This window comes from Streptomyces sp. NPDC057682 (assembly GCF_042799575.1).
GTDB lineage: Bacteria > Actinomycetota > Actinomycetes > Streptomycetales > Streptomycetaceae > Streptomyces.
Genome location: NZ_JBHVIN010000010.1, coordinates 95,171 through 112,394 on the forward strand (window position 1 = coordinate 95,171; position 17,224 = coordinate 112,394).

General features: G+C 71.8%; 15 protein-coding genes and 1 pseudogene. 4 read left to right on the forward strand and 12 right to left on the reverse strand.

Going from position 1 to position 17,224, the window contains the following annotated elements:
• Positions 1-52: 52 nt before the first annotated feature.
• From ACFVDM_RS19940 to tap, 5 genes and pseudogenes are all read right to left on the reverse strand, one after another.
• Positions 53-814 (reverse strand): dienelactone hydrolase family protein, encoded by a 762-nt coding sequence (locus ACFVDM_RS19940; protein WP_383641682.1) that lies wholly within the window; start codon positions 812-814, stop codon positions 53-55.
• A 114-nt stretch (positions 815-928) separates the two neighbouring features.
• Positions 929-1,642, reverse strand: a pseudogene (locus ACFVDM_RS19945) (DUF2071 domain-containing protein); the annotation flags it as partial.
• Positions 1,639-1,971: a metalloregulator ArsR/SmtB family transcription factor gene (locus ACFVDM_RS19950; protein ID WP_383641274.1), complete on the reverse strand. Its 333-nt coding sequence runs from the start codon at positions 1,969-1,971 to the stop codon at positions 1,639-1,641. The gene ACFVDM_RS19950 and the pseudogene ACFVDM_RS19945, both read right to left, overlap by 4 nt.
• 74 nt (positions 1,972-2,045) lie before the next feature.
• Positions 2,046-2,603: a telomere-protecting terminal protein Tpg gene (gene tpg, locus ACFVDM_RS19955; RefSeq protein WP_383641277.1), complete on the reverse strand. Its 558-nt coding sequence runs from the start codon at positions 2,601-2,603 to the stop codon at positions 2,046-2,048.
• 33 nt (positions 2,604-2,636) lie between these two features.
• Complete coding sequence (gene tap, locus ACFVDM_RS19960; RefSeq protein WP_383641281.1) at positions 2,637-4,823, reverse strand: telomere-associated protein Tap; 2,187 nt, start codon at positions 4,821-4,823, stop codon at positions 2,637-2,639.
• 479 nt (positions 4,824-5,302) lie between these two features.
• Between tap and ACFVDM_RS19965 the strand changes: the two genes are divergently transcribed.
• Complete coding sequence (locus tag ACFVDM_RS19965; RefSeq protein WP_383641284.1) at positions 5,303-6,103, forward strand: hypothetical protein; 801 nt, start codon at positions 5,303-5,305, stop codon at positions 6,101-6,103.
• A 129-nt stretch (positions 6,104-6,232) separates the two neighbouring features.
• On the forward strand, positions 6,233-7,240 hold the full coding sequence (locus ACFVDM_RS19970) for a hypothetical protein (RefSeq protein ID WP_383641287.1): 1,008 nt from the start codon (positions 6,233-6,235) through the stop codon (positions 7,238-7,240).
• A 118-nt stretch (positions 7,241-7,358) separates the two neighbouring features.
• Here ACFVDM_RS19970 and ACFVDM_RS19975 read toward each other — a convergent pair whose 3' ends face one another.
• Positions 7,359-7,937, reverse strand: a complete 579-nt coding sequence (locus ACFVDM_RS19975) for a dihydrofolate reductase family protein (protein ID WP_383641290.1) — start codon at positions 7,935-7,937, stop codon at positions 7,359-7,361.
• Between the two features lie 119 nt (positions 7,938-8,056).
• On the opposite strand from ACFVDM_RS19975, the gene ACFVDM_RS19980 reads away from it, so the two are divergent.
• Positions 8,057-9,457, forward strand: a complete 1,401-nt coding sequence (locus ACFVDM_RS19980) for an SMI1/KNR4 family protein (protein ID WP_383641293.1) — start codon at positions 8,057-8,059, stop codon at positions 9,455-9,457.
• Between the two features lie 125 nt (positions 9,458-9,582).
• Here ACFVDM_RS19980 and ACFVDM_RS19985 read toward each other — a convergent pair whose 3' ends face one another.
• The 6 genes from ACFVDM_RS19985 to ACFVDM_RS20010 all read right to left on the reverse strand — a co-directional run bounded on the left by ACFVDM_RS19985 (position 9,583) and on the right by ACFVDM_RS20010 (position 16,612).
• The gene (locus ACFVDM_RS19985) at positions 9,583-10,977 is read right to left on the reverse strand and encodes a trehalose-6-phosphate synthase (RefSeq protein ID WP_383641296.1); all 1,395 of its coding nucleotides are present in this window, start codon (positions 10,975-10,977) and stop codon (positions 9,583-9,585) included.
• Entirely contained in the window at positions 10,974-12,257 is a 1,284-nt protein-coding gene (locus ACFVDM_RS19990) for an MFS transporter (RefSeq protein WP_383641299.1), read from the reverse strand. Before ACFVDM_RS19990 ends, ACFVDM_RS19985 begins: the two co-directional genes overlap by 4 nt.
• A gap of 98 nt (positions 12,258-12,355) precedes the next feature.
• Complete coding sequence (locus ACFVDM_RS19995; protein ID WP_383641302.1) at positions 12,356-13,129, reverse strand: thiamine biosynthesis protein ThiG; 774 nt, start codon at positions 13,127-13,129, stop codon at positions 12,356-12,358.
• 169 nt (positions 13,130-13,298) lie between these two features.
• Positions 13,299-13,730, reverse strand: a complete 432-nt coding sequence (locus ACFVDM_RS20000; RefSeq protein ID WP_383641305.1) for a winged helix-turn-helix domain-containing protein — start codon at positions 13,728-13,730, stop codon at positions 13,299-13,301.
• A 322-nt stretch (positions 13,731-14,052) separates the two neighbouring features.
• Positions 14,053-14,973, reverse strand: a complete 921-nt coding sequence (locus tag ACFVDM_RS20005; protein ID WP_383641308.1) for an alpha/beta hydrolase — start codon at positions 14,971-14,973, stop codon at positions 14,053-14,055.
• Between the two features lie 133 nt (positions 14,974-15,106).
• Positions 15,107-16,612, reverse strand: a complete 1,506-nt coding sequence (locus ACFVDM_RS20010; protein WP_383641311.1) for an MFS transporter — start codon at positions 16,610-16,612, stop codon at positions 15,107-15,109.
• 159 nt (positions 16,613-16,771) lie between these two features.
• On the opposite strand from ACFVDM_RS20010, the gene ACFVDM_RS20015 reads away from it, so the two are divergent.
• Entirely contained in the window at positions 16,772-17,203 is a 432-nt protein-coding gene (locus ACFVDM_RS20015; protein ID WP_383641314.1) for a MarR family winged helix-turn-helix transcriptional regulator, read from the forward strand.
• Positions 17,204-17,224: the final 21 nt, after the last annotated feature.

Genomic DNA, 17,224 nt, shown 5'->3' on the forward strand with positions numbered 1-17,224 from the left:
GCGGCCGGAGGCATCGATCGCGCCCGTTGCCGGTCCGCCAAGGGCCCCTGGCTCATGCCCCAGGGTCCTCGGGCACGGCCTCGGGCACGGCCTCGGGCAAGGGCAGGCACTCGGCGAGCAGGTCGAGGACGTCGCGCCAGGCGCGCCGCGCGTGCCGGGCGTGGTAGCCGACGCCGGGGACGGTGGGGTGGTCGACCGTCGGGTGGTGGAAGGCGTGCAGGGCGCCGCCGTAGACCGTGAGCCGCCAGTCGACGCCCGCGGCCCGCATCTCGGCGGTGAACGCCTCCCGCTGCGCGGGCGGCATGATCGGGTCCTCCGACCCGACCCCGGCCCACACCGGGCAGCGGATGCGCGCCGCCTCCCCCGGCCGGCCCGTAGTCAGCGCGTTGACCGTCCCGATCGCCCGCAGGCCGGCGCCGTCCCGCCCGAGTTCAAGTCCGACGGCGCCCCCGGTGCCGTATCCGACGACGGCGATCCGGTCGGGGTCGGTCCGCGGTTCGGCCCGCACCACGTCGAGTGCCGCGCGGCCGATGTCCCGCATCCGGTCGGGATCGGCGAGCAGCGGCAGGCAGCGGGCCAGCATCTCCTCGGGATCAGCCAGATAGCGCCCGCCGTGGAGGTCGAAGGCCAGCGCCACATAGCCCAGTTCGGCGAGCGCGTCGGCCCTGCGGCACTCCACGTCGCTGAGCCCCATGCCCTCCGGTCCGATCAGCACCGCGGGCCGGAGGCCGGTACCGGCCGGGAGCGCGAGGTGCCCGGTCATCGTCAGCCCGTCGGCCCGGTACGTCACCGTGCGCTTCGTCGTCGTCTCCATGGCACCCGACCGTAGGTCCCGTCGAGCCCGGCCCGGCCGGTGTTCCGCCGGCGGCGGAACGGAGCGGGTGCGACGGCGCGCTTCACCAGGCGAGTCGAGCGCCTCCGCCGGTGGCCATGGTGGGGAGGGGCGCCAGTCGGCGGGGACGTCGCGCATGATCAGGGCGCAGTCCAGGGTCGCGCTCCCCGGTGGGAAGCGGTCCGGGTCGTCGAAGAAGGACGACTTGGCGGAGCGGACCCGGGCGGCTTCCACGTGCCAGGCGTCGGTGCGCAGTTCCATGCCGTCCAGGTAGCGGCCGGATCGGGTGGCCGAGTAGCCCTTGGCCCCGGCCCGGAAGAAGCGGGAGGCCTCGGAGAGATCGGGGAAGAGCTCGCTGTCTCGCAGTTCGTCGGACGGTTCGACGGTGACGTCCACCCGGGTGTCGCCGTCCCACGTCGCGAAGGCGACACGCAGCCGGCCGGGTGTCTCGTGCACCTCGAAACCGGCGCGGCCGTGTTCACCGGGGAAGACACGGCCTCCGGCCCAGACGTTGAGCCGGGAGCCGGTGTCGCGGCGCGGGATGTAGACGCCGGTCTCGACGCCGTCCGGTCCGTCCCATTCGACGGCGATCCGGTGCGCCGCGTTCTCGCTGCGCAGCCCTAACGCCTTGGGCACCCGGGCCGGCCGGACGCTTCCCAGCCGCAGGAGGCAGATGCCCGCGACCGCGTGGCCGTGTACCAGCTGCGGGCGCAGCGGCTGGGGAAGCAGACGTGCCGCGGTGTCCGGGGCGACGCGGTAGTTCACCAGAAGCCGTCGTTCGACGACGCTGGACAGGTGCGGCTGCCTCATGATCCCTCCTTCTGCGCCCCGGGGCGCCATGTGGTGTGGCGCAGGATGATCTGCTCGGGACAGACGACGCTGAGAAACCGGCCGATGGAGGTGGCCAGGCGGTCCTCGGCCAGTGTGTAGAGGATCCGGTTGCCGTCCCGGCGCTCGGTGACCAGTCCGGCTCCTTTGAGTACGCCGAGATGGCGTGAGATGGACGGCGCGCTGATCGCGAACCGGCTCGCGATCTCACCCGCCGCGAGCTCGCCGCCTCTGAGGTCTTCGAGGATCTGGCGTCTCGTGGGATCGGCGAGGGCGCGGAAGGCCCCCGCTTCCTCCTGAGCATCTGTCATGTGAGGTATTTAGCACATGAGCTAAATACCTAACAAGGGGTTCGACGGGCCGCGCCGGCATCCCGCGGCCGGCGTCAGTACCCGAGGTCCAGGTAGTCGATGTCCTTCAGCTCGACCTCCTGGAGGTCGCCCGCGCGGTGGCCGCCGTCCTGGAAGTAGACCTCCTTGAGGCCCTCGGCGACGATCCGGCGGAGGTGCTGGTCGGCGGCGCCCTGGTCACGGGCGTCGAAGAGGCGGCGGGCGTAGCTGGGGGGGAGGTGGACGGTGAGGCGGCGGAAGCGGGGTTCGTCGGTGGAGCCGGTGGCGGCGCGGTAGCCGAAGGAGGCGCGGGTTTCGACGGTGATGCCGCCGGTGCTGGCGGCCTGCCGTTGGCGGCGTTTGCGTACCTGGGGCTGCCAGCGGGCGCGGACGGCGCTCTCGATGCGTGCGGCGACGTCCTGAGGGGGGTTCTTCCGGGCGCCGCGGCGGTAGCGGTTGACGGAGTCGGCGGTGACGCCGAGTTCGGCCGCCACGGCCTTGGCGCTGCCGAGCCGGCGGAGCAGGAAGTTGATGCGGCCGCGGAGGGTCTTGGGGGGTTCGCGGGTGAACCCCTCCTGGTCGGCCCGCTCGATGGCGTTCTCGATCTCTCGCACGCTGGTCGGCTTTCTCCGGTGGTGGGCGGCGGACTATTCGCCGTCGTCGATGACGGCGTTGCCGCCCTTGATGAGGCTGGCCGGGTTGTGGCCCTGTTCCATCATGTCGACCGCCCACAGCATGGTGCGGACGCCCTCCAGTTTGGCCAGTCCCGGATTCGGGCCGAGGCGGAAGCCGCCCGGCTGCGGTTTGCCGGAGGCCGCGTACGGGAGGAAGTCCACGGGGCTCTCGCCCGGCGAGGGGTAGACGACGCAGTCGGACAGCACGGCGAGGGGGTAGAGGCCGGTCATGTCGGCCATCTTGTAGAGCTTGCGGTGCATGTTGATCCGGGCCTTGGAGATGACGGCGGCGCGGATGTCCGGGCGCCAGGTCGGGCGCTGCATGGCGGGCCAGGGCTCGCCGGGCCGGTAGTTCCTTCCCTGCGGGTTCTGGAACAGCTTGCCGATGCCGCCCTTGATCGTGCCCTTGATCGCGGCCAGTACGGCGGTGAGGACCGGGTCGATGTCCTTGTGCCGTTCCATCGCCGCGAGGAACCGGGCGTCGTCCAGGTCCTTGGTGACGCCGAGGTCGGCGAGCGTGTCGACGTACGCGTTCTTGAGGCGGTCGTGCCACGGGTCGAGGTAGGCGCCCGTCTCGCGGCGCAGATACCCCTCCAGCGGGGTGACGTTGTAGCCGAGCTCCTGCGCGTACGCCACGGTCTGCGTCTGGTACCAGGCCGGGCCGGTCGGGCGTTCGCCGGTGGGGGTGAACGGTGAGGGCAGGCGGGGGTCGATCTCCACGTGGGAGAGGTCGACCAGCCAGGAGCCGGGGATCTTCGGGGAGAACGCCGGTGCGTGGAAGTGGTCCGGGGCGGACAGGCCCACGGGGAGCCGTGCGGCGGCGGCGAGGAACGCGGTGTTCAGGTCGAGGCCGACGGCGAACGGCAGTTGGCACTCCTCGTCGCTGAGCAGTTCCACGGGCCGCACCCACTGGTACGCCTCCTCGCGGAGGAAGCCGCCCTGCCAGTTCGCATGGAAGACCGCCGGGTGTTCGGGCTGGCCCTCCGGCGGGGCCGGGTCCATCGGTTCGGTGCCCAGGGAGCCGGGGTTGTGGCCGGAGACCCAGTTGCCGCTCGTCTCGTCGCGCACGGCGCGCGTGGGCGGACGCAGCTCGGTCATCAGCTCAAGGCCCGAGACGGCGGTGGAGCCGCGCGGGGTGGTGACCCGCTGGGCGTACAGGCCGAGGACGCGGGCGATGTCGGCGGGGTCCATGGCGCTGACGCCGGGCCACGAGCGTTCGTCCAGCGCGTCCCAGGGCAGCACCGCGAGCTGCACGCACTGCCGCTGGGCGCCCTGGGCCGTGCGGTAGATCCGCGCCCAGGGGCCGAAGCCGCGCTGGGTGAGCTTCCACTTCGACTTGAGGATCTGCCTGACGACCGGATGGTCCTCCCCCAGCCGCAGGCCCCGCCGGTCCTCCAGTCGTTCGGGCAGTCCCAGACGGGCGGCGGCCGAGGCGGTGAGGACGATCAGCGGGTCGGCGTCCTTGCCGTGGCGGTGCAGTCTCGGCGCGCCGAGCCCCGCTTCGCGCAGCGTCCACTCCACCAGCTCCACCACGGACTCAGCCGGGCAGTCGAGCACGATGCCGTCCACCCCGTACGCCGCACCGTCCCCGTCCAGCACAGCCAGCGGCCCGTGCGGGAAGCGCGGATCCAGCGGCGGCCGGGTGGCCTTCCGTACGACCGGGCGGGGCGCCGGAGACGTACGGCCGGGCGCGGCGGCCACGGGCTCGGGGGCGGCGGCTCCGGAGGACGTGACCGGTGCGGGGGCCGTGGCGGCGGCGGCCGGCTGGGCCGTCGGCTCGGCGGTCGGCTCGGCCTGGGGCGGGGCGGGGGCCGGAAGCTGGGCTTGGGCCTCGGGCCGGGGCTGGGGTGCGGTGGTCTGCGAGGACGTGTGCGGCCTCGGGGCCGGCGGGGCGGCGGGCGTCCCGCCGTGCGCGGGGTACTTCGCCGCCCAGCCGTTCAGCAGCCGCTGATACGCCTCCAGGCGCGGGGACTTCGGCTCGGAGCGGCCGTTCTCGTAGTTCTTCACCGACTGCGTCGTCGTCTTCAACGCGGCCGCGAGCCGGGCCTGCGTGATCCCGGCGGCCTCGCGCAGGCGCGCACGTTCCGAGGGCGGCGGGAGCTGGGGTTCCTCCTGCAGCAGTGCGTCGATGTTCGCGAACAGTTCTTCCTCGGATGCCATGCGTCTGTACCTCCAGCGCGGAGATTAGCAGACGTTAACCTTGTTTTTAGCCCGTAAATTTAACCCTGTCGGGTGGATGGCATGCCCGCACTCCGTGATACCAGGTGTCAGTTGCGGCTGATCTTTACTTGGCGGACGAGCGCAGTACGTGGCCCCGTACGAGCCGCTGGATCACCGCCGAGAGGCTTCTGGTGGGCTGCCGGGCCAGCCATGATCAAGTTCCGGGGATTCGACGGTTGGGGTGTGACGTGAAGGACTGGCGGACCGATCCGACGTTCGAGATGTGTCGGAAAGTGACGGACGGGGCGGACTTGGCCTCGTTCTCGGGGGGTCCGTTCGACGTGCGGGCGGCCGTGGCCAGCATCCTGCCCGAGCCCCGACAGGGCTTGGACCTTGATGCCGTCCCGTGGGGCAACTTCCCCCATGGGCACGACGTCCGAAAGGCGGTTTCCCTCCTGCGTGCCGGCGGCGAACCGGTCGTGGACGCGACGGGTGTGCTGTGGAGCCTGTGCGCCGACGACAGCCGGGCTGCCGTTGCCCTCGCCGTGCCGTTCCTCATTCCCCTCGCCATCAACGCCCACCACCCACACCGCGCCGCCGCCCTCGCTGTCCTCTCCGGCCCCGCCCGTGCCAGGCACCACGGCGTCGCCTCTCGCGAGGAATTCCTCCTCCACCGCAACGATCCCCGGCGCCATGCCCCCGATACCCACGACGATTACGGCTACGAGGTGACCGGCTACCCGGCCGGCTGGTCGGTGGCCGCCGCCCGAGCCGCGATCACCACCGCCACCACCGTGCTCCTGCCCCTCCTTGGAGACTCCGACCCCACCGTCCGCGTCGACGCCGCCTACGTCCTGGCGACCGCCGCCGACCCTGCCCACACCATCCGGACTGTCTTGGCCAGCGGATTCGCCACCGAAGGCGACGCCATGGTCCGCGCCGCACTGCTCCTGGCCGCCGCCGAGATCACCCGGGCCCACCCGCACCCGCCGACTGTCACCTGGCTGCGCGAACGGTGGCTCGACCGGGCGGAGGCCCCCGAAGTCCGTCTGTCGGCGGCGGTCGGCTGGCTCTGCCTCACCGACCAATCCGCACCGGAGGAGCTCCGCCGGGCCGTCGACACCCTCGCCGACAACGAGCGGGCACACGCCATGGAGGCCCTGCCGTGGATGAGGGCCGCCTCGGGCACCGGCGAACCAGGACTCCTGCGCTGCAGACGTTGCATGCTCCACCCGGAAGAACCTGACCCGGAAGAGGTTTTCTGGGATTCCTTGTTCTGAGCAACTGGTCTGTGGTTGGGCATCGGAGTTGTCCAGTGGGGCCAACTGCCGTGCTCGGCCCGACTACCCGACTCGGGCGCCCACCGCCCCGGCTCTTGAGGTTCCTGAGCTGGGCGTTAGCCTCAGCGGATGATTCCTGAGCCGCCGCCGAAGGTCATCACGCGTGTTCGTGACGGGCGGATCCACGCCTACGTCGTGCGCGCCGGCGTCTACGGGACGCTGGAGCCCGCAGCGATTTTTCAGCCGCGGGACGACGAGGAGGCCGTAGCGTCGGTGGTCCGGCCGGATTTGGAGCGGGTCGTCTACACGACGCTGAACGAAGTCGTCTGCCTTACTCGCGCCGGTGACCTCATGTGGGCCTCGGACTTCGAACCGCGTTCTGACGTACGCCGTGGCCACCGGCCTGGCTGTGCGCTGTCTCTGGACGGCCGGACGGTGTGGGTCTACCGGCCGGACGCAATGGCGGGACGCGGAAGGGGGGACCAGTGGGTCGTGCACGATGCCGACAGCGGTGCGGTTGTCGCCCGCCGGGAGCTGGAGACAGTCGGGCACGGCGCCGTCCACCATGTGCATCCCGTGGACGGCGGCGTCTACCTCGACATCGGTGAGGGCCAGGACGGGTCCGTCATACTCCGGAGCACGGGTGGGGCGGACAGCGAGCCGGAATTCGACACGTATCCGTGGTCGGACCGCTGCCTGATCGACCTGGCTCCGTCCGGGCACCAGTTCATGACCGTGGACCATGGGCAGGCGGACGTCGCCTTCCACGACCACCCCAACGGGGACGTGCTCTTCACCCTCGCCGTCGAAGCCTTCGGTTACGACCCGGAGGAGTCCTTCGTGGAATGGAGTGGCGGCTACCTGACCGAGGACACCGCCATCGTGACCCTGGGCGGTGAGAGTCAGGACGACGAAGAGTGGTTCCGGCACCACCTAGTCGACGTACGCACGGGCACCCTCAGCGGCGAGTTCACCGCTGAGGCGAGCAACCCGTACGAGCTGGTGCCTCTAGGCGACGGTTCCTGGCTCACCGACGGCCCCGGCGGCGACCCCGTCCGTTGGTCCAGCGCTCCGCAGCCGTCGGCACCGCTGCATCCGGCCGCGCCAACCTCTCCGTACGAGAGGCGTCAACCGTGACGGCAGACCGCCCCGAGTGCCTCGGATTCCTCAGGCGAGCGCTAAGCCGGAGTCGTGGTCAGCTCCGAGGATCGGGCTGTTGTCGCCACACGGGTGGTGACAGCGGTGGGTGGCGGCCTCAGGCATGCAGGGTGGGCCGGTAGATCAGCTCTTGGATGTGGTCGTCGAGCGTCCGGCTCTCGATGAGCTCAAGATCGAAGTCGGCCGCGCCCTGGAAGACGGGGTTCACCCCGGTCCGGCCGTTGATCACGGGGAAGAGCGTCACCTGGACGCGGTCGACCATACCGGCGGCCAGCAGCGCCCGGTTCAGGGACAGGCTGCCGTGCGAGCGCAACGGCACCTCGGATTCCTCCTTGAGGCGGGCGACGATGTCGACGGGGTCGCCGCTCACGACGGTCGCGTCCGGCCAGTCGAGGGGTTCTTCCAGCGTGGTGGACACCACCGTTGCCGGCAGGTTTCTCATGCGGGTGACCCAGGAGTCACTCAGTTCGGACTCCTCGATGCCCAGGGCCAGCATCTGCGCGTGTGCGCGGTACGTGTGGGCCCCGAAGACCATCCGCTGCTCCTGGTCGTACAGGGCGAGGCGTCGGTCGAGGAGCTCGGGACCCTGCTTGCCCCAGTAGCCGCCCCAGTTCCCGGCGTGGGCGCCGTAGCCGTCGAGGGTGGAAAAGACATCGAACGTGTAGGTAGCGCTCACCGTGCTCTCCTCCAGAAGCCGCCGTTGCCAGACGTCTATCACTGTCCCGGTGTTGACGCCGGTCATCACGCCGCAGGGCACCGACACCGGGTGTCAGTCGCCCCGCGTACGGTCTGCGCATGGCGATGCAGAGTCCCCCTGGGCAATCGATACGTGACTTCTCGACCTGGCAGCCCGTACTACGGCTCTTGCGGGCCGCCAAGGCGGGCAAGGCGGGTGTCGGGCCTGTGCGCGTGGCGGGTCGAATCGGGCGGGGCAGTTGGAGTCTGGCCCTTCCGCACCGCATGCCACCGCCCGGTCGGGCCTCCCAGATCGAGGACATGCAGGAGGAGATGGACGCGGTGCGGCGGGTGCAGACCGCGATGGCGGCGGCGGGCGTCGACGACGTCTCGTTCTCGGCGACGATCGAACCGGACGGGGCGGCCGTGCTCCGTCTGCTCGGCCCCAGCCCGGCGGTGGAACCCGGGATCGGGACCCCTCATCCCGGTGCGCTCGTCCTGGTCGAGGGCTCTCTTCCCGAGCCCTGGCGCCGCCTCCCCGATCCGACGCCCGGAGCGAAGCCGGCCCCCACGGCGGATCCGGAGCTGCTGGAACGGACGCTGCGGGAACGGATCCCCGACGCCGTCGGCGCCACGGAGGAGGAGATCGCCGCCGCCGAAGCGCGCCTGGGCGTCCGCCTGCCCGAAGAACTCAAGGTGCTCTACCGGGTGACCCGGGGGCGCTGGGAGGACTGGGGCGACGACTACGACACGGCGGTCGGTGTCTTCGACGCGGTGCGCTGCGAACTCTCCTCCGTGGACGACCTGTACGCGGCCGAGGCCTCGACCCGTCACTGGTCCTGGCAGTTCGCGGCCAAGGAGGCGGTCGACACCCGGCCCGACGACTCCGTACAGGGCGTCGTCGGCTCACCGGGATGGATCGTGTTCGGCGAGAACGGCGGAGGGGACCGGCTCGCGGTCGACCTGACGCCCGGCCCGTGCGGGCACACCGGGCAGATCGTCCTGATCGGTCACGAGGAGAGCGTGGGCGCCGAGTTGCTGGCCGACTCGCTCACCGACTGGGTGCTGGACCGGGAGGCGCACCCGCGCCGGGACCGCGGCGAGGAGCCGCCGCTCGTGGCCCACGTCAATCACGTGAGCATCAGGAGCGTCCGGGAAGCCGCTCATCCCGGCCTGGAAGTCCTCTCGGTCGGGGTGTGGGACGGCGCACCGTTCAGTCTCGCCCCGGTCATCGGGCTTCCGCGTCTGCGCACCCTTGCCGCGTACGCCGGAACGCTCGCCGACCCGCGGGAGATCGGCGGGCTCACCGGCCTGGAGTTCCTGGAACTCGGCCCGGAGGACTGGCGCGTCCTGCTGGATGCCGGTGCCGTCCCCCGGAGTCTGTCGGCCGCGGCCATCACGGCGTACGGGGACCACGACCCCCTGCCCGTCGTGGCCGTCGCCAACGAGATCCTGGCTCTCTGGGACCGGCCCCAGATCATCCAGACCGTCCTGGGAGGCGACCTCGGGCCCCTGGTGTAAGCGCGCGAGGCCTTCACCAGGGGCCCGTGACGGCGGGACCGCGTACCACGGCGGGCCCGCCGTCACTCCCGGACGGGAAAGGAAAGGACGGGACAGGACAGGACAGGACAGGACAGGACGGGCGGTCAGTTCGGGAAGACCGCTGCCAGCCAGTCCTCGGCCGTCTCCGCGCGCAGCAGGGCGCGGCGCTTCTCGGACGGGGCGGTGCCCTCGGCGTCCGGGCGGAGGGCGGCCTCGATGGCGCGGGCGGTCTGGTCGAGGTCGAAGGGGTCCAGGGTGCGGGCGAACGGGGCCAGCTGGTCGTGGACGCCGGCATTGGCGGACAGGAGCAGGGAGGCCGAGTCGTCGAGGAGCCAGGCGGCCTCCTTGGCGAAGAGGTTGAGGCCGTCGTAGGTCGAGTTGACCATCGCGGCCCGGCTCATGAGGAGTGCGGCGATGACGCAGTTGCGCGAGTCGCGGCCCTTGCCGGGCTTGAGGAGGGTGGCGACGGGGCGGTCGGGGGTGCCGAAGCGGTCGTTGACGCGGCGGATCGCCTCCTCGGTCGCCCGCTGATAGGCGAGGTGGCGGGCGGAGGCGCGGCTGGGGGTGGTGCCCACGGCGAGGAACCAGGTGGTGTCGGCGAGTTCCGGGGAGCGTTCCAGGGCGGCCTCGAAGGCGGCGAACCCGCGCGGCATGTTCTTCCACAGGTCGATCCGGTCGGCCCGCACCATGACGCGCCGCCCGTCCGCCATCGCGGCCAGCCGCTCCGTCCACGCGGCCGTGGCGGGTTCGTCGACCATGGTGTCCAGGACGTGGTGGTCGAGCGGGAACGGTGAGGACACCAGCCGGGTGCGGTGGCCGCGGTGGACGACGGTGTCGCCCTCGACGACGGCACCGGGCAGGAACCGGGCGCAGCAGGCGGCGAACGCGTCCGTCCAGCGCCGGGCGTGGAAGCCGACGGTGTCGCAGGCGAGCAGCGACTCCAGGATCCGGGTGCGGACAGGCTGGGGCAGGACGGTGAAGTAGTCGGGTTCGCACCACGGGGTGCCGAGGAAGTAGGCGAGCCGGCTGCGCCGGTCCGTCCGGGCCGCGGTGAAGAACTCCGGGACGAGCATGAGGTGCGGGTCGTTGATGAGGATCATCTCGTCCGCGGTGTCGTCGGACAGGGCGGTGAGCCGTTCCGCGTACATCCGGTTGACCGTCGCATAGCCCGACCACGCCTCGTCGAGGGCGCTGTCGAAGACGGGCTCGACCGAGGTGTCGTGCATGTAGTGGAGGAGCCCCAGCAGCAGCTGGATGGAGATGGTGTCGTAGTGGTGGCGGCGCAGGTCCTCGTCCAGGGCCATGGGGTGCAGGGTGACGCCGCCGTCGAGGACCACCGACACGGGCAGATCGCCGCCCGGGGGCGCGGTGAAGATCCAGTCGCCGCCGTGGGCGTCGAGCAGGGCGTTCAGCATGGGGACGAGGCCTCCGGCCGAACGCGGGTTGAGCCGCCCGTCCGTCCACTGGGGACAGCTGTTGCTGCAGGTCAGAAGCTTCATGTCGGCATCCTTGGGGTGGTGGGGAGCGAGCCGGTGGCGGGGCGTCGGAGCCGGGCGAGGGCGAGTGCCGTCAGGGCCACGGCGCAGAGTCCCAGGAGCTGGTATCCCCAGAATCCGGGGAGGGCGGCCACGAGTGGGGCGACGACCACGGCCGCGGTGCCCATCGTGGCCTCGCCGATTCCCTCGACGTGGGGGCGGAGCCGGCCGGGGACGGCCTGGGTCAGCAGGGTGCTGGCGCCGACCACGCCGAAGTTCCAGCCGAGGCCCGCCAGGACGAGGTGGGTGGTCGTCATCGCGGTGGGGCCGGTGCTGAAGCCGCCCAGGACACAGGCGACCAGGGAGATCACGGCGCCGGTGAGGACGACCGGCACCGCGCCGTGCCGGTCGGCCAGCCGGCCGACGAGGGGGGCCGGGGCGAACATCCCGATGACGTGGAGCGCCACGAGGGAGCCGACGGTGCCGGTGCCCGCGCCGTGCCCGCTGAGGTGCACCGGGGTGATCGTCATGATGCCGACCATGATGAAGTTGGCCCCGGCCAGGGCGCTCAGGGCCACGACCGCCGCCGGTTCGCGCAGGGCGGTGCCGAGCCGGATGCCGCCGCGCGCGGGGCGCACGTGGGAGACGAGCACTCCGGCGGCCCGTCCCAGCACCGGCGTACGCGGTGAGCAGGCCGCTGCCAGCAGGAGCGCGGAGCCGCCGAACGCGGCGAAGGCGACCAGGTACAGGCCGCACAGCGTCGGCAGTCCCAGGCCCCGGGCGACGGTGCCGCTGGGGCCGAGGAGCAGGGGGCTGATCACCGCTCCGAGCGCGGTGGCGAGGAACACCATGCCCAGGGCCCGGCCCCGGCTTCCTTCGGGGACGGCCTGGGCGGCGGTGTAACGGAGGAGGAAGAGCGAGGAGTTGGCGGTGCCCAGCAGGACGCTGCCGGCCAGCATCCAGGTGAGGCTGCCCTCGCGGGCGGCGAGGACGACCACCAGGGCGCCGAGGGCTCCCAGGACCATGCCGAGGGCCAGACCGCGGCCGCGGTGGCCGCGGGCGGCCTGGTGCGAGACCAGGAGTGCGCCGGCCGCGGAGCCGGTCAGGTGCAGGGCGACGGGCAGTCCGGCGACCGAGGCCGTGCCCGCCAGTTCCGTGGCGAGCAGGACGCCGGCCGTTCCGCCGGCGGCGAGGCCGAGGCCGGCCAGGGCGGTGGTGCCGGCGACGAACGCCGGCACCCCCCGCCACGGGCCGTCCGGTCCGGCCGTGTGCGGCGGCCGGTCCGGGGCGGCGTCACCGCCCACCGGTGATACGCGGGTGGGGCTGAAACCCTCGTGGCGGTTCAGGGGTACGACATCCTCTCCTGCGGGGTGTGCTCCGGGCCGGTGCCGCCGGGCCGGTCTCAGGCCGCGAGGGTCTCGGGCATCGGCCCCGACTCGTAGGAGCAGCGGCCGGCCATGGTGGCGTGCCGCATGGCCAGGGCCATCTTCATGGGGTCCTTGGCCTGGACGAGCGCGGTGTTGACGAGGGTGGCCGCGGCGCCCATGCCCATGGCCTGGGCGACGTGGTGGGCGGTGCCGAGCCCGCCCTCGACGATCACGGGGATGCTGAGGGCGTCGATGATCTCCTGGATCGGCTGCGGGTCGACGATGCCGCGCCCGGAGGCGACCGGCGCCGCCATGACCCGCAGCGCCGAACAGCCCGCGTCCTGGAGGGCCATGGCGGTGTCGAGGTCGGGGAGGATGAACGGCAGCAGCGCCCAGTCCTTCTCGCGGAGTTCGTGGGCCGCCTCGATGGTCTGGCGGTTGTCCGGCATGTTGTCCTCGCCGCGCACGTCCAGCTTCAGGATGTCGATGCCCCAGGAGTCGCGCAGCACGTCGGCGGTGCGCAGGGCGCCTTCCTTGGAGCGGGCGAACGAGGTGGTGCCGATCCAGGTGAAGCGGTCGAGGTCCAGGACCGCGTCGAGGTCGGACAGCAGGAGGCTGCTGCGGCGGTTGTCCGGGTCCACGGTGGTGATGAAGATGTCCGCGTCGGTGACGGTGAGGACGTCCCGCACCACGGATACGGAGTCGTACTGCTCGATTCCTACGATGAGCCGGGAGCGGAACTCGCGGGTTCCGATCCGCAGCCAGGGTTCCCCGCGGTGGTCGATGGAGGCCGGGCGCTGAATGGTCATGAAGGATTCCCATCAGAGTGGATGGCGGAATGCCGCGAGCAGCAGTTCTTCATGGTGCCGCAACATTTGACATCGGACTCCGAGGGAGTGTCAGCCTTTCCTGTCCGCACTCTTTCGATCCCGGTGGAGCGGCGTCGCGTCCGGCGGAACGGCCGGCCGCTCCCCGGATTCAGGCGGCCGGCGCGAGGATGTAGCCGCGGCCCCAGGCGGTCTGCAGGACCAGGCCCAGCGGTTCGATGCGCCGGCGGATGCGCATGATGTGCAGGTCCAGGGCGTTGCGGCTGATGCAAGCCTGGCGTTCGCCGAGCCTGTCCAGCAGCTCCTCCCGGCACACGAGCGCCTGGAAGGAGCCGGTCAGGCTGTCCAGGAGCGCCGTTTCCACTGGTGAGACGGGTACCACGCGGTCGCGGTACTTGAGCGCGCCGCTCGGGTCCACGGTCGGCACGGTGTACGGGTACGACTTGGCGCGCAGCGCGGTGACGCGGGCCCGCAGATCGGCGTTGCTGATGGGCGCCCGTGCCCAGTCCTCACGGGCGTCGGAGCAGATCGGCGCGGGTCCGCCGCCCTCCACGATGAGGAGGCGCAGGATGCCTTCCTCCATGCATTGGCGCCTTTTGGCCGATTCCGCCGGCCAGCGCAGCAGTTTGACGTCGGCTTGATCCTGTCGCACGAGGAATCGCACCCCCGGTCTCGTATTCCGTCATGTGGGACTCATGGGAGGACTTCGTTCGCGGCCGTCTCCAGAAGTACTCCGGAGCGGCGCGAGCGTATCGTGCGCATGAATGACATGGCTGATTCGAAAGCGCGGGACGAGTGCGGTTCCGCCGAATGCGGGGTCTTTCTCAAGGCGCTGTGGAGCGGTTTTCCAGTGGATCTCGGAACAGGGAATTCCGGTACGTCGACGGCGTGTCGGTCCCGCCCGGTCAGGGGCGTGCGGGACGCCCCGCGGCGGCCTGCCTGAGCGTCAGGCACTCCTCCAGGAAGGCGAGGACGCGCACATGGTAGTCGCGGGCCGTGCGGCCGAGGCTGATGTTGTGGCCCGCGTCCGGAAGTCGTTCACTGCGGGCGGGCGCGGATTCCAGCCGGTCCAGCAGGGCGCGTACGGCGGCCGTGTCGCAGCGCCACCACCGTTCGTGCTCGGCGAAGGTGAAGCGCACCGGGACGCGGACCCGGGGTGCCAGCTGCTCGTATGCCCGGGGCCAGTCCGGTATCGCGCGGGCCTCGTCGGCGGGGACGGGGGTGATGAGGGGGTCGGCGGCGCGGAAGGTGCCCGGCGGGTAGAGGGCCAGGGGTCCCCAGTGCATATGGTGGGAGAGCCGGGCGCCGGAGCCGGCCAGTTGCCGGGCGCCCGGGGCCCATTGGCCGCCGATGCCGGAGACGTCCACGCCGAGCAGGTTCCCGTCCGTCCATCGCGCGGCGGTGAGCAGGGCGATGCCGCCGCCCAGGGAGTGCCCGACGAGGAGGACGCCCGCGCCGCAGGGCCGGTCCGGCAGATGGGCGTCGAGGGCCGTGTGCAGCAGGTCCGCCTGGGCGGACAGGTCCGTGCCGGACGGCAGCCGGGCGGCGGAGGCGCCGTAGCCGGGACGGTCCAGGGCGAGCGCCGCGTATCCGCGGGAGGCGGCGAGGGCGAGCAGCGAGGTGTCCGGGTCGGCGCGGCCGTCGAAGTAGCCGGCCCGCATGCCGCCGCCGTGCAGGGCCACCAGCAGGGCGCGTGGTGCGCCCGCGGGTTCGGCGAGCAGGCCGGACAGGGTGATGTCTCCGGCGTCCAGGGTGACCGCGCGCACCGGGGCGGGGGCGGTGGTCGCGGCCGCCGAGGAACGGGCCGCCTCTCGGTCGTGGTCCACGGGGTCTCCTGTGCTGCGTCGGGCCGGAAACGACGGTGACCCCCGGCGCCGTCGGGGCGCCGGGGGTCACCGGTCCGCGGCCGGGGGACCGCGGGAGGGAGAGGGTCTGGGAGCGGGGCGGGGCCGGTACGGCCTACACGGGGACGGCGGTGAGGTCCTGGTCCTTGGCGGGCTGCTCGTCCTGGTTCGGCCGGGGCAGGTTGTTGGTGAGCATGATCAGCACCCCGGCCAGCAGCAGGATGCCGACGGTCCACCACACGGCGGTGGCGTAGCCGTGCACCGCGGCCCGGTTCACGGCGTCGGCGCCGCCGCTGTGCGAGACCAGCCAGGCGGCCGTGGTGGAGGCCGCGATGGTGTTCAGCAGGGCCGTGCCGATGGAGCCGCCCAGCTGCTGCGAGGCGTTGATCATCGCGGAGGCGACGCCCGTCTCGTGCTCGGCGACCCCGTGGGTGGCCAGGCTCATCGCCGGGGTGAAGGCGAGTCCGAGACCGATGCCGAACAGCAGCTGGCCGGGCAGGACGAGCAGGAGGTACGAGGAGTTCACGTCCAGCTGGGTCAGCAGGAGCATGCCGAGCGCGGCGACGAGGAAGCCGGGGCCCATGATCCAGCGCGGCGCGGTCCTCGGCATCAGCCGGCTGGCGATCTGGCCCGCGCCGATCAGCATGCCCGCCACCATCGGCAGGAACGCGACCCCGGAGACGAGGGGGCTGTAGCCGCGGATCTCCTGGAAGTAGTACGTCAGGAAGAGCAGCAGGCCGAACATGGTGATGACGGCGAGCGCCTGGGAGGCGAAGACCCCGGCCCGGTTGCGTTCGGTCACGATCCGCAGGGGCAGCAGCGGTGCGCTGCTCCGCTTCTCGACCAGGACGAACAGGGTCAGCAGGACGACGCACGCCGCGAACAGGGAGAGGGTGGGGGTGGCGGTCCAGCCCTCGCTGTCGGCGAGCGTGAAGCCGTAGACCAGGGCCACGATTCCGGCGACGGACAGCAGGGTTCCGGCGATGTCGAGCTTCTCGCGGGCGGGGCGGGTGCCCTCGTCGCGGACGACGGCGACGGCTCCGGCCACCACGACGGCGGCGAAGGCGATGTTGACGAAGAGGGACCAGCGCCAGTTGAGGTACTCGGTCAGGACGCCGCCGAGGATCAGGCCCACGGCGGAGCCGCTGCCGGCGATCGCGCTGAACACCCCGAAGGCCTTGGCCCGTTCCTTGGGTTCGGCGAAGGTGACCGCGAGCAGGGACAGGCCCGCCGGTGCCAGCAGGGCGCCGAACGCGCCCTGGAGGGCCCGCGCGGTCAGCAGCATGCCGGCGTCGGCCGCCAGGCCGCCGAGGGCGGAGGCCGCTCCGAAGCCGATGACCCCGATGAGGAAGGCGCGCTTGCGGCCGATGGTGTCGCTGATCCGGCCGCCCAGCAGCAGCAGTCCGCCGAAGGCGAGCATGTAGGCGGTGACGACCCACTGCCGGTTGCTGTCGGAGATGCCGAGCGCGTGCTGCGCGGAGGGTAAGGCGATGTTCACGATGGTGCTGTCCACGGAGACCATCAGCTGGGCGAGGGCGATGTAGACCAGGGCCTGCCAGCGCCGGGGGTCCGGGGAGGCGGCGTCCGGCGTACCGGACGCGGTGAGGTGCTCTTGAGCCATGACGGGTTCCCACTTCTGTGACGGCAGGACGCCGGGTCTCGGGCAGGTCCGACGTGCGGGGGCGGGCCGGTCACATATGTTGTGCCGACCAATGTTGTTCGACATAACAATAAGCATGAACCGTTGGTCGGCACAACACTGTCGCGTAGACTTCCGGGCATGACCCTGTACGGACGCCTTGCCGAACTGGATGTCTGGCTGCTCTCGGGGGCCGCGCTGCGCGCCCAGCGGCTCCTCTGCGACCACCTCGACACCACCGGGCTGCGGATGCAGCACTACCGCGTGATGGCGGGCCTGGCCGAACTGGGCGAGTGCACCCAGGCCGATCTGGGGCGCGCGCTGGGCCTGGACGCGGGGAACCTGGTCGCGATACTGGGCGATCTGGAGGGCCGGGGAGCCGTCACCCGGCGGACGGACCCCGCCAACCGCCGCCGCAACCTGGTCAGCAGCACCGAGGACGGCCGCACGCTGTTCGAGGAGATGGACCGGGCCGTCGAGAAGGCCAACGAGACCATGTTCGCGGCCTTCTCCCCCGCCGAGCGCGAGCACTTCCACAAGGTGCTCACGCGTCTCGCGCAGGGCGAGGAGTAGGGCCGGAGCGGGTTTCCGTCC